Raw genomic sequence first — 12,111 nt, 5'->3', positions numbered from 1 at the left:
TTTGGTTATCGATCGACTGTCGAGTTTTTACGGGAAGACGGGAATCTCTTTCTGTTGCAATTCATTTGACAATCTGCCTCAAAAGGTGTCCCTCCTTCCCCCGGCACAATCATCTCACCCTCTCTTCCTCTTTCCTTTCTTCATGTTCGCGTAGTGTTTCTTCACGAAGAATTTATCATGACTTCACAGGGGAGTTATGGTTGTTGTCCATAGTGTCGGCAGCTGAAAACAACACTGGAGGAAGTTATGAAAGCTACCGTGATGATGCCGCTGTGTCTCGGCATGGCGCTTCTGACCGCAACTGCTCAGGCTGCGCCGTCCATTTATCCTGTGGACACTGCGCGTTTCCTGGGAACATCGAAGTTCGACTTCAAGGTGGAATTCGACCGCGAACTCAGCCAGTCCGACATCGACGTGCGCATCAACGGCAAGAGCGTTGCCGACGTATTCGGCGCCAAGCCGGAATTCATCAAGAACGAGGAAGGCAAGGGCTCGGCCATCATTCTTCGCAACGTTTCTCTGGCTCCCGGCAAGTATGCCGTTTCCGCGAAGGACGGCAAGGAAGAAGCGAGTGCCAAGTGGGATGTGTACGGCACGCCGGAAAAGGCCAAGGCCAAGAACGTCATTCTTCTCATTGCCGACGGCCTCAGCATGGGGCATCGCACCGGCGCGCGTCTGCTTTCCAAGGGCGTGACCAACGGCATGTACAACGGTTATCTTTCCATGGACACGCTGCCCTACACCGGCATGCTCGGCACCTGCAGCGTTGACTCCATTGCCGCCGACTCCGCCAACACCGCTTCCGCCTACATGACCGGTCACAAGTCCAGCGTGAACGCCATCGGCGTGTACGCCGACCGCACCAAGGATCCCTTTGACGATCCGCATCAGGAAAACATTGCCGAGCTGCTCCGCCGCAAGACGAACAAGTCCATCGGCATTGTTTCCGACGCCGAAATCGAAGACGCCACGCCTGCCGCCGTGGTGTCCCACACCCGCAAGCGTTCGGAAAAGGCCGCCATCGTCGGCATGTTTGCCAAGATTCGTCCTGAAGTGCTCATCGGCGGCGGTTCCGCCTATTTCCTGCCGCGCACGGTGCCCGGTTCCAAGCGCAAGGACGAAAAGGACTACGTGGAAGACTTCCGCAAGGCCGGCTACACGCTGGCCACCACGCGCACGGAACTTGTGAGCGTCATGGACAAGAATCCCGATCGTCTGCTCGGTCTGTTCCACACCGGCAACCTCGACGGCGCGCTCGACCGCAAGCAGCTGAAGAAGGGCACGGTGTCCAAGTTCCCGGATCAGCCCGACCTCACCGATTCCATGAACGCCGCGCTCAAGGTGCTTTCCAAGAATCCCAACGGCTTCTTCCTCATGCTCGAAGCCGGTCTCGTGGACAAGTACACGCATCCTCTCGACTGGGAACGCGCCATCTACGACACCATCATGTTCGACAAGGTGGTGGCGCAGGCTCAGGCCTTCTGCGACGCGAATCCCGACACCCTGCTCATCGTCACCGGTGACCACACCCACGCGCTCAGCATCATCGGCACCGTGGACGACAATCTGCCCGGCGAACTCATGCGCGACAAGGTGGGCATTTACGGCGCGGCCGGCTATCCGAACTACAAGGACGAAAATGGCGACGGCTATCCCGACGACGTGAACGTGTCCAAGCGTCTTGCCGCCTTCATCGGCAACTACCCCGATCATTACGAAACCTATCGCCCCAAGCTGGACGGCCCCTTCGTTCCCGCGGTGAAGGATGAAAACGGTCACTACATCGCGAACGCCGCCTACAAGGACATTCCCGGAGCGCAGTTCGTGCCCGGCAATCTGCCCCGCACCGAATCCACGGGCGTCCACGCCATCGACGACCTCGTGGTGGGCGCGAGAGGTCCGAACGCCGATCAGATTCACGGTTTCATGAACAGCACGGAAATCTTCCGCATCATGGCCGAAGCCATGGCCCTCGGTCACTGATGACGGATGGGGAGGGAAGGCATGTGTCTTCCCTCCGCGACAACAGGGCGCTCCGAATGTTCGGGGCGCCTTTCTTGGAATCCGCTTCGTTTTTCGACGCGCGGCCGAAGCGGGGCGGCCCCGGAAGCAAAGCATGCCGGAGCGGCCCGGGGGAACGAAGACGTTCCCGGCGCGCAGACATAGAGGATTCGGAAGCCTTTGCGGAACGCAGAAGCTTCCGAACGAATCAGAACCTTTTGCCCAACGGACATGGATATGAAAATTTGGCTGACCGTGCTGCTTTGTCTTGTGCTTTGCGTGCAGACGGCGCGGGCGGAAGAGGAAAACCGCCTGAGCTTCGACGAACTGTACAGCGGAGGCGGCGCGCTGGGACTGCGTTTTTCCGACAAGGTGCTGGCGTTTGAAGGCAAGCACGTCGTCATCCGCGGATTCATGGCTCCGCCGCTGAAGGCGGACGCCGACTTTTTCGTGCTTACCCGCGAGCCTGTGGCGCTGTGTCCGTTCTGCCAGTCCGACGCCGACTGGCCGGACAGCATTCTCGTGGTGTACCTCTCCGAGAAGCAGCGCTTCGTGCAGAACAACACCGTCATCGAGGTGGAAGGCGATCTGGAAGTCGGCTCCTGGACGGACGAGCACACCGGCTTTGTGAGTCAGCTCAGGCTGCGCAACGCCACCTTTCACAAGCTGTGAGGCAGCATGGAAAACGATCTTCATCTGCGGAACATCCGCTACAGCGTTCAGGACGGCGCCGGGGTGCGGCGCGTGCTGGACATCCCAGAACTTTTTCTGCCCGGCGGCACGCTGGCGGGCATTTACGGCGATTCCGGCTCGGGCAAGACGTCGCTGCTCAATCTTCTGTGCGGTCTGGTGCTGCCCGATCCCTGTCAGGGCTGCGAGCTGCGCTGGGGCGACGACGACCTCACCACCATGCCCGAAGGGCGGCGCGATGCCTGGCGGGGCCGTCACGTGGGCATGATCTTTCAGGATTTTCAACTTTTTCCGCAGCTTTCGGCCATGGAAAACGTGCTGTTGCCGGCCACGTTCCGAAATTTTTCCATTCCGGAAGACGTGCGCGACAGAGCGCGTGATCTGCTCAGGAGGCTCGGCATCCGCCGCACGGATGTTTCCACGGGCGTGTTTTCCCGGGGCGAGCAGCAGCGCGTGGCCATGGCCCGGGCCGTGCTGTTCCGCCCGTCGGTACTGCTTGCCGACGAACCTACGGCCAGCCTAGACCGCAGCAACGCGCAGCTCGTCACCGACGAACTCGTGGATCTCGCCCGCTCGGAAGGCTGCACGCTGCTTGTCGTGACCCACGAACAGGTGCTCCACGGCAGAATGGACAGGCGCTACCGTCTGGAACGGGGGCGTCTGCTCTTTGGGCTGGAGGACGATCTGAAATCGAAATGAGCCTATGTTCCCGGCGGAATCTGCTTTCTGAGCGTCGGGGTTCTTTTGCCGGAAGGGCATCCGTCTCGTCCGTGCTTCGGGCGGGCGGAATGACAACACGCTTGCAAGGTGACGTATGAATCCTTTTCTTTTTCTGCGCGGCGAGTTTCGCCGTTCCTGGGGCGGAGCGCTGGCGCTGGCCCTGGTGCTGGCCTTTGCGGGAAGCCTGAGTCCCGCGGTTTCCATGATGGAGCGCTCCATCCGTTCCGGCATGGCGCAGGCGGCCGACGCCTTTGATCTGCTCGTGGGCGCGAAGGGCAGCGCCGTGGATCTGGTGCTGGGGGCGGTGTATCTTCGACCCGAGCCGCTTCCGCTGCTGCCCCTCGGCACGCTTGAGGCCGTGAAGGAGCACGGCGGCGTCCGCTGGGCCGCGCCGCTGGCTTTCGGCGACCGCTGGCGCGATTATCCTCTGGCGGGTACCTCGTCGGAGCTCGTCACGCTGGGGGGCAAGCGTCCGCTGGCTTCCGGCCGCATGTTTCTTACGGGCGACGAAGCCGTGGTGGGCGCGGGCGTTCCGCTCAAGGAAGGCGACGTTTTTTCTCCGAGTCACGGCAGCGTGGCCGAAGCCGCGCTGGACGAAGGCGGCAGGAGCGCCCACGATCATTCCTTCCGCGTGGTGGGGCGCATACCTGCCACGGGCACGCCGTGGGACCGGGCCGTGGTGGTTCCCATCGAGGCGCTCTGGAACATGCACGACGCCGGAAAGGGATCGGGGCGTTGTTCCGTGGTGGTGGTGAAGCCCGTCACCGTGGCCGACGCCTACCGTCTGCGGAGTGCGCTGAACGGGCCGGAATCGCAGTCCGTGTTCACCGGCGAAGTGCTGACACGGCTTTTCGGCACGATGGAGCAGATGCACGACGTCATGATGCTGCTTGCCTCGGGCGCGCAGGCCGCGGCGCTGGCGGCGGCGCTGGTTTCGGGATTTTTCGCTGTGGCCATGCGCGTGCGGGCATTGGCGCTTCTGCGGGCGCTCGGCGCGTCGCACGGCTTTCTTGCGGTGAGCGTCTGGCTCATGGTGTCGGGCGTGCTTTTTGCAGGAAGCGCGCTCGGTCTGGGACTCGGCTGCCTGATGGCTTCGGCGGCGAGTTCGTGGATTCAGGCGGAAACCGGCGTGGCGCTGACCGTGACGCTGACCGCGGGGGACGCTCTTGCGGCGCTGGCCGCGGCCGGATGCGGCTGCCTGGCGGCGTTTCTGCCCGCCTGGTTTGCCTGCCGTAGAACGGCCGGAGAACTGCTGCGCTCGGCTTAGCCGATCACCGGGAGCAAAAATCAGGATCCGGCGTTTTTCCGGAAGACGCCGCGGGGGAACATGGCGCGGGCAAGCGGAGCCAGGCCCGCGGAAAGCCGCGTTTCGGCTTCGCCCGCCTGAGCGCGGCGTCCGGGAAAGGGAAAAGCGCCGAGCATCGTTTCATGGGGCGCGGAAAGGCGCGAGGGATACCGTCCGACGTCGGACGAGTGCGCCGTTCCGCACCTGCGGCCGCAGCCGCCGAGGGATGGGGCATGGCCGCGTCGGGCGTTTGTCCGGCGCCGGCCTTGCGCGGCCGCAAAAAAAGGGGGCTTTCGGGCCCCCTTTTCCTTTCGTTTCGGTTGTGTTCGGAGCAAGAGTTCGACGCGGCACAAGAAATTTTCGCCGGGCGTAGAGGCGTGATTGTCTCTGCCGGAGAACTTTTTGCCATCGTTCAGGGGCGGAGCGGCGTTGCCCTGATTTCGCAGCATTTCCGGGAGCTGCCGAGCAGGGCCGGATTGCGACCCGGCGCATGACCCTAGCCCGGCGCTTTGCACAACGCTCCGCGTTCGACCGGAGAGCTTCGGCCCGCGCGTCGTCTCTTGCACCGGGGCTTTGCGCCTGCGGGGCGCAGGTGCTCCGATTCACGGCGGCGCTACTTTTTCAGAGCGATGACGTCCAGATCGTCGGGCACGTACACGCCGCCCCGGAAGGCCTGACGCGCTTCCTCCGTGTAGCGTTCCTTGCGCAGCGAAGGCGGCGTGCGGTCTTCGGTGTGCCAGAGCACAAGATTGCGCACATGGTGTTTGCCCGCGAGCAGGGCGGCTTCGCGCACGGTGCCGTGACCGATGATGTGCGGCCGGAAAACGCGCGAATCGGCGTCGAGGCAGAAGGCTTCGTGAAGGAGCCAGTCCGCGCTTTCCAGATAGTGGCCGCATGCGGGCTGACAGGGTTCGTCGCCGGTGCAGACGATGCGCTGCCCGTCCGGGCCTTCCATGTGGAAGCCGAACTGCTCGGCCTTGCGCGAGTGCGTGTTGAAAAACGTGACGGTGTGCCCGGCGATGGAGCGCTGTTCGCCGTCCTTCACGGGCACGAAGCGGATGCTGGTTCCCACCGTGGAAAACTGCTTTTCGCTGAGCGTGAACTGACAGATGGAGCGCAGCTTTTCCGAAAGGCGGCTGTGACAGTGGATGCGCAGAATGTCGCTGCGCTTTTCCCGGAGAAAGAGGGAGGCGGTCATGCGCACGAGCCAGATGACCCCGAGAGAGTGATCGATGTGTTCGTGCGTGACGAAGATATCCTTGATGTCGAGAAGGGAGACTCCGGCCTTCTCCAGCTGAACGAGAATGCCGTTGCCGCCCCCGCCGTCCACGAGCAGACCGCCCTGCGGCCCCTGAAGCATGAAGCAGGTGTTGTAGTAGCGCAGCGCGTTGGCTGCTCCCGTGCCGAGAACGATGAGCCTCTCCATGGAGAACCTCCTTGTCTTCTTATTCACGATACGAAGCGCCGGGCGCAGCGTCAAGAAGCGAAGGTCGCGGGGAGCGGACTTTGCTTGAGAAAGTCGGGCGGAACGCCCGCATGACGAAGCAAAAAGCCCGCACGCAGCGCCGAAATTTGCTGCAATGAGTAATCTTTCTTTTTTATTCTAAGTGGTTGACCTGATCTTTTTGCGGGCCGATGATGAAGGCTCCGTGGGAGGAGTCATGCGCAATCTTGTACTGCCCGTGAATCATGGAGGCCCGGCGCTCTGCCTGCTGCTTCTTGCCGTTGCGGCGAGCGCCGCAGAGTCCTTTTTCGTTCAGACGTACTCCATTCATCACGCGCTGACGTGGGAGAGCGTGCGAGGCACGATCAATGCTCCGCTGCTTTGCATCGACGTTCTTTCGCCGCTTGCGCTGGCCCTTCTTTCCCGCAGTGTCTTTGCGCTTTTTCTTGTGGGGCAGACGGCGATCAGCGCCGTGGTGCTGCACTACGGCAGCTTCTTCTACAACACGCTCACGCTTTCCACCATCTACCATTCCATGCAGGGGCTGTCCTATCTCGGGGGCTCCGCGTTCGTGTTCGTCAAGCCCGGTCTTCTTTTGCTTCTCGCCTTCGTTCTGGCCGTCAAGCTCCTCCTCGTCCGGCTTTCCGCCGCGCCCGTCATGCCGCGCTTGTGGAACCTGCGGGGCGTGGCGGCCGTGATCTGTCTCATGCTGGTGTCGGTCACGGTGTTCTGGGAGCACGGCCGGTCGGGCATCCTTTCGCTCTGGACCGGCGAGGGGCCGCATCGGACGGCCGTCGACCGCCGCAGTCAGGAAGGCGCGAAGGAGTCCGTGCGCAGCCTCGGCTATCTGGCCACCTGGGCCGGGGAGTGGATGGGCGGCGTTTACAGGGATACCAGTCTCATCTACGCCGAAAAAAGGTGCCCGGATCCCAACGTGCGTTTTCTGGAACGGCATCCGGGGAGCGTCGATGCCTGGTGCGGCTGTCCGCTGCCGCCTCTGTTCGATCGCGCGGCGCTCATTCAGGTGGAAAGCCTCGACTACGCCGCGCCGTTTCTGATCGTCAACGGCGAGCGGGTCATGCCGTTTCTGCATTCGCTTCTTTCGTCGTCGCTGCTGCTCAGGGCCTTTGCGCCGCACAAGGTGGGCTCGGCCAATTCCGACTATGAACTTCTGAACGGCCGCGTGGCGGATCAGAACGTCATGTATTATTCCTACATCCGCGAGTACCCCGACAGCGTGATCCGCGAGGCGGCGGCCATGCGTCCGGCGGTGTTCCACGGGCTGGAAGGCAATCTGTTCAATCTTCGCGAGGCGTACCGGCTCATGGGCTTCGACAGGACGTTCTTCAAGGAAGAGCTGACGGAAGAAGGATACCCGACAAGCCGTCTGGCCATGGAGCAGGTGGCGGACGAGCATGTGCTGGACGCGGCGGCGCGGTATCTGGAAGAGGGAGAGGGCAGGGCGGTGTTCGTGGTGACCATGAGCAGCCATATTCCTTTTATGGAGCCGCGGCCGCTGTTCGGGCCGGGACGGGGCATGTTTTTCCGCTACATATCGTCGCTGCGCTACGTGGACGAGTGCCTGGCCGACTTTTATGCCAGACTGCCCGAAGGCGCGCTGCTGGCGCTTTGGGGCGATCACGGCAGCGACGTGTCCTACCCTTCGGACATGACGCCGAACGGCAGGCGCGTGCCCTTTCTTCTGCACGTGAAGGGAAACGACGCCTGGATTGCCGGAAAGGAAAACGACGTTCCGCAGCGGGAGTTCACGCTGTGTTCGCTTTCCTGGCTGCTGCGGGCCGTGCTGCGCCGCGCCTACCCCTGACGTTCACCCGGCTTCAGCACGGCGAGCGCGAGGGCGAGGCCGAGCAGGGCGGCGTAGAGCGCGCAGTACAGCTCGCGCCGGGCGTGCCGGGCCATGACGTCGGGCCTTATGTAGGCCGCAAGACCGTTTCGGCAGACGTCGTCGAGTTCCTGCCCGGCCCACGGAATGAGAAACAGCGTGCCGACAACGAGCAGGCTCGCGGCGATGAGCCACTTGCAGGCCACCCACGGATATTTCACGAAACCCCGGCTGGTACAGAGCGAGAAGGTCAGGCCCGTGAAGAAGGTGCCGAACGCGCCCGCGGGCACGAGAACGTACTGATTGATGACGGCCGAGGCACGGAGCATGCCGAAGAGATCGTCGTCCGAACCGGCGAGCGGGGCTTCGTGCATGAGCAGCAGCACACAAAGCACGCTGCCGAACCAGCACGAGACGGCCGCAAGATGCAGAATACGCAGAACAAGCTGTCCTTTTTTCCCGAGATGCATGGCGTCGCTCCTTACGCGTTTTTTCTTGAGATACGGAGGGCAGTTACCATGCACGGCAAAAAATCGGAATAATATTTTCCGGGGCGCGGACGCGGCGGGCGGGAAACCTGGGCTTTGTGAAAATGACGCTTTCCGCCCTCCTCGGGCCGGAGGTCGGCGCGCGGGGAAATTGGGCTTGACATTTGGGCCCGACGCGGGAAAACATACCTTTTTCTGACTGCTTTCGGGGCGGTCTCTGTACTTATGCCCCGCAAGGAATACCATGGCGCGTTCCGCGCCCGGAGGAAAAGCCTCATGGCTGAATATAAGAAAACGCTGAATCTGCCCGTCACCGGTTTCCCCATGAAGGCGAATCTGGTCCAGAAGGAACCGGAGATGCTGAAGTTCTGGGAAGAAAACAATGTGTTCCAGCGCATGCAGGACGCTTCCGGCTCGCGCGGCGAATTCGTGCTGCACGACGGCCCGCCCTACGCCAACGGTCACATCCATCTCGGCACGGCGCTGAACAAGATCCTCAAGGACATGATCATCAAGTCCCGCAACCTCATGGGCTGGAAGACCGGCTACATTCCCGGCTGGGACTGCCACGGTCTGCCCATCGAACACAACGTGGAACTTGAACTCGGCGACAAGAAGAAGGATCTGCCCGCGCACGTCATCCGCAAGCGCTGCCGTCAGTACGCACAGAAGTTCCTCGACATTCAGCGCAAGGAATTCAAGCGTCTCGGCGTTCTGGGCGACTGGGAGCATCCCTACATGTCCATGGATCCGGCCTACGAGGCCGTGACCGCCGCGGAACTGGCCACCTTCGTGGAACGCGGCGGCGTGGTGCGCAGCAAGAAGCCCATCTACTGGTGCTGCCACTGCAAGACCGCCCTCGCCGAAGCCGAAGTGGAATACCGCGACCTTTCTTCGCCCTCCATCTACGTGCGCTTCCCGCTGCCCGATCCCAGACTGAAGGACGTTTTCCCGAACGCCGACGTGTCCCGCGCCTACATCGTGATCTGGACCACCACTCCCTGGACGCTGCCGAGCAACCTTGCCGTGTGCGTGCATCCTGAATTCCGCTATTCCCTCGTGGAAACCGGCGGAAGCCAGTACATTCTCGCTTCCGAGCTCGTGGAAGGCTGCGCGAAGACCTTCGGCTGGACCGACTACACCGTCATCGGAGAGACCACCGGCGACAAGCTGGATCGTCTTGAGGCCCGTCATCCCTTCATCGACCGTCCTTCGCTCGTCATCAACGGCGAGCACGTCACCCTCGACGCCGGCACGGGCTGCGTTCACACTGCTCCCGGCCACGGCCGCGAGGACTACGAAGTCGGCATGAAGTACGGCCTCGACGTGTACTCCCCCCTCGACGACGAAGGCCGCTTCCTGCCTTCCGTGGAATTCTTCGCCGGCATGCAGGTCTTCGACGCCAACCCCGCGGTCATCGCCAAGGTCGAGGAACTCGGTCATCTGCTGGCCCGTCAGGACATCACCCATTCCTATCCCTGCTGCTGGCGCTGCAAGAATCCCGTCATTTTCCGCGCCACCACGCAGTGGTTCATCGGCATGGAGCCCAACAATCTGCGCGGCAAGGCCCTCGACGCCATCAAGAACAAGGTGAAGTGGATTCCTTCCTGGGGCCAGGGCCGCATCTACAACATGGTGGAATCGCGTCCCGACTGGTGCATTTCGCGTCAGCGCATGTGGGGCGTGCCCATTCTCGCCCTCATCTGCAAGGACTGCGGCGAGGTGTGGAACGATCCCGCCTGGATGCGCGACATCGCTTCTCGCTTCGCCACGCATCCCACGGGCTGCGACTACTGGTACGAGCACGACGTGGATGAAATCGCGCCCAAGGATCTGGTCTGCCCGCACTGCGGCGGCCGTCACTGGGAAAAGGAAGACGACATCCTCGACGTGTGGTTCGACTCCGGCACCAGCTTCGCCGCGGTCATGGAAAAGCGTCCCGAAGGCCGCGTGCCCGCCGATCTGTATCTGGAAGGCTCCGATCAGCACCGCGGCTGGTTCCACAGCTCCCTGCTGGTGGCCGAAGGAACGCGCGACATTCCGCCCTACAAGGCCGTGCTCACTCACGGCTACGTGGTGGACGGCAACGGCCGCAAGATGTCCAAGTCCATAGGCAACGTGGTGGCCCCGCAGGAAGTCATCGACAAGTACGGCGCGGAACTGCTGCGTCTGTGGGTCGCTTCCGTGGACTACCGCGAAGACATCCGCTATTCCGAAGAGATCATGAAGCGCCTTGTGGACGCCTATCGCCGCATCCGCAACACCTGCCGCTACATTCTCGGCAGCATTCACGACCTCACCCCTGAAACGCTCGTGCCCTTCGCGGACATGAAGCCCCTCGACCGCTACGCCCTGAGCCTGGTGGCCGCCTTCCATGAAAGCGCTGAAACCGCGTATCAGGAATACGAATTCCACAAGGTGTTCCAGGGCCTGCACGGCCTGTGCGCCACCGAGCTTTCGGCCTTCTATCTCGACGTGCTCAAGGACCGTCTCTACTCCTCGCTGCCCGACAGCGCCGAGCGTCGTTCCGCCCAGAGCGCGCTGTATCAGATGCTGCTCATCATGCTGCGCGACATGGCGCCCATCATGAGCTTCACGGCTGAAGAGGCGTTCCGCTACATTCCCGAGGCCCTGAAGCCCGTGGACGCCGAAGGCAAGCCCGTTGTCACCGTGTTCGCCATGCCTCCCGTGGACGCGACGAAGTTCCGTCTGTCCGACGACGAGCGCGGTGCGTGGGAAATGGTCATGGACATCCGCGCCGGCGTCACCCGCGCCATCGAGCCTCTGCGCAAGGAAGGCGTGATCGGCCATGCGCTCGACACCCACGTCACCCTGTACGTGGACGACAAGCTGCGCGCCGCCATTGCCGACAGCGGCGCCGACATGCGTTCGGTGTGCATTGTGTCGCAGCTTGACGTGGCTCCCTTCAAGGATGCGCCCGTGGACGCCTTGGCCGCCGCGCAGCTCGACGAGTGCCCCGGACTTGCCGTGCGCGTGAAGAAGGCAGGCGGCGAGAAGTGCGAACGCTGCTGGATGTACTCCGAGGAACTCGGTTCCGATCCTGAACATCCCACGCTGTGCCCGCGCTGCGCTGCGGTCATGAAGGAACTTGAGGCCAAAGAAGCCGGAGCCAAAGAGTGAAAGGGGCGGTGAACCGCCATATCGTCGTCTTTTCGGTGGCGCTGGTCTGGCTTGTGCTGGACCAGCTCACCAAGGCGGCCATAACGGCAGGCCTTGCCGTGGGACAGGGGTTTTCCGTCATTGACGGGTGCTTCAACATCGTCCACGTGCTCAACCGCGGCGCGGCCTTCGGCTTTCTGAACAGCGAGGAAACGAGCTGGCAGTTCTGGCTCTTTCTGGGAGCGGCGCTGCTCGTGACGGTCGTCATCGTGCATATTGCGCGCACGTCCGCCTACAGCCGCACGCTGTTCTTCGGACTGGGGAGCATTCTCGGCGGCGCTGCGGGCAATCTCATCGACAGGGTGAGAAGCCGAGCCGTGACCGACTTTCTGGACGTGTACTGGGGAGAATGGCACTGGCCCGCCTTCAACGTGGCGGACATCGCCATCTGCCTCGGCGTGCTTTTGGCCGGCGTGGTGCTGTTCCGGCAGGGGCGCGAAGACGACGGGGGTAAATAGCC

The 12,111-nt window shown here is 62.6% G+C and carries 9 protein-coding genes; 7 read left to right on the top strand and 2 right to left on the bottom strand.

From position 1 onward, the window contains the following. The first annotated feature begins 246 nt into the window (after positions 1-246). From ACZM96_RS02335 to ACZM96_RS02320, 4 genes are all read left to right on the top strand, one after another. The gene (locus ACZM96_RS02335; protein ID WP_489487070.1) at positions 247-1,983 is read left to right on the top strand and encodes an alkaline phosphatase; all 1,737 of its coding nucleotides are present in this window, start codon (positions 247-249) and stop codon (positions 1,981-1,983) included. A gap of 255 nt (positions 1,984-2,238) precedes the next feature. Further along, positions 2,239-2,673: a hypothetical protein gene (locus tag ACZM96_RS02330; protein WP_489487069.1), complete on the top strand. Its 435-nt coding sequence runs from the start codon at positions 2,239-2,241 to the stop codon at positions 2,671-2,673. 6 nt (positions 2,674-2,679) lie between these two features. Continuing rightward, a complete protein-coding gene (locus ACZM96_RS02325) occupies positions 2,680-3,390 on the top strand; it encodes an ABC transporter ATP-binding protein (RefSeq protein ID WP_489487067.1) in 711 nt (236 codons plus the stop codon). A 115-nt stretch (positions 3,391-3,505) separates the two neighbouring features. Further along, on the top strand, positions 3,506-4,678 hold the full coding sequence (locus tag ACZM96_RS02320; RefSeq protein WP_489487065.1) for an ABC transporter permease: 1,173 nt from the start codon (positions 3,506-3,508) through the stop codon (positions 4,676-4,678). 631 nt (positions 4,679-5,309) lie between these two features. Here the strand turns inward: ACZM96_RS02320 and ACZM96_RS02315 are convergent. Further along, the gene (locus tag ACZM96_RS02315; protein WP_489487063.1) at positions 5,310-6,122 is read right to left on the bottom strand and encodes an MBL fold metallo-hydrolase; all 813 of its coding nucleotides are present in this window, start codon (positions 6,120-6,122) and stop codon (positions 5,310-5,312) included. Between the two features lie 235 nt (positions 6,123-6,357). On the opposite strand from ACZM96_RS02315, the gene ACZM96_RS02310 reads away from it, so the two are divergent. Continuing rightward, positions 6,358-7,965 (top strand): sulfatase-like hydrolase/transferase, encoded by a 1,608-nt coding sequence (locus ACZM96_RS02310; protein WP_489487062.1) that lies wholly within the window; start codon positions 6,358-6,360, stop codon positions 7,963-7,965. Here ACZM96_RS02310 and ACZM96_RS02305 read toward each other — a convergent pair. After that, complete coding sequence (locus tag ACZM96_RS02305) at positions 7,956-8,453, bottom strand: hypothetical protein (RefSeq protein ID WP_489487060.1); 498 nt, start codon at positions 8,451-8,453, stop codon at positions 7,956-7,958. The two genes, ACZM96_RS02310 and ACZM96_RS02305, sit on opposite strands and share 10 nt — an antisense overlap. Before the next feature lie 294 nt (positions 8,454-8,747). On the opposite strand from ACZM96_RS02305, the gene ileS reads away from it, so the two are divergent. After that, complete coding sequence (gene ileS / locus ACZM96_RS02300) at positions 8,748-11,612, top strand: isoleucine--tRNA ligase (RefSeq protein ID WP_489487058.1); 2,865 nt, start codon at positions 8,748-8,750, stop codon at positions 11,610-11,612. Further along, positions 11,609-12,109: a signal peptidase II gene (gene lspA / locus ACZM96_RS02295; RefSeq protein WP_489487056.1), complete on the top strand. Its 501-nt coding sequence runs from the start codon at positions 11,609-11,611 to the stop codon at positions 12,107-12,109. Before ileS ends, lspA begins: the two co-directional genes overlap by 4 nt. Positions 12,110-12,111: the final 2 nt, after the last annotated feature.

Source organism: Mailhella sp. (assembly GCF_057866825.1).
This window is presented reverse-complemented; position numbering and strand designations above follow the sequence as displayed.